The organism is Rhizobacter sp. P1_G5, from assembly GCF_056405435.1.
The window spans coordinates 1-654 of sequence record NZ_JBFUCB010001171.1 but is presented as its reverse complement, the minus strand read 5'-3'; the positions used below and the strand labels follow the sequence as shown (position 1 = coordinate 654).

The following is a 654-nucleotide window of genomic DNA, read 5'->3' as shown; positions in this document are numbered from 1 at the left end:
ACGTGAGCCATGAGCTGCGCACGCCGCTGACGCTGATGCTGGGGCCGCTGCAGGACGCGCTGCTGCGCCCCGAGCTGCCGGCCGATGTGCACGACGCGCTGCAGCTGGCGCACCGCAACGGCGAGCGGCTGCGCAAGCTCGTCAACTCGCTGCTGGAGTTCTCGCGCATCGAGGCCGGGCGCGTCGAGGCGAGCTACCAGGCCACCGACCTCGCGGCGCTGACGCGCGATTTCGCATCGGCCTTCCGCTCGGCGATCGAGCATGCGGGGCTGCGCTTCGTCGTCGCCTGCGACACGCTCCCGCACGAGGTGTTCGTCGATGTCGACATGTGGGAGAAGGTGGTCCTGAACCTGCTGTCGAACGCATTCAAGTTCACGTTCGAGGGCGAGATCGCCGTCTCGCTGCGCAGCGAGGCCGGACAGGCGGTGCTGGAAGTGCGCGACACCGGCATCGGCATGGACGACGAGGCGCTCGCCCATGTGTTCGACCGGTTCCATCGCGTGGCCGGGGCGCGCTCGCGCTCGCACGAGGGCACCGGCATCGGCCTCGCGCTGGTGAAGGAGCTGGTGCGGCTGCACGGCGGCAACGTGGTGGTGACCAGCGGACCGGGCCTGGGCAGCTGCTTCACGGTGAGCGTGCCGCTCGGGGTGGCGC

At 70.5% G+C, this 654-nt stretch carries 1 protein-coding gene; it reads left to right on the top strand.

The window, feature by feature from the left end:
• A partial coding sequence (locus AC1D12_RS34795; RefSeq protein WP_477845598.1) for a sensor histidine kinase occupies window positions 1-654 on the top strand: 654 nt, incomplete at both ends.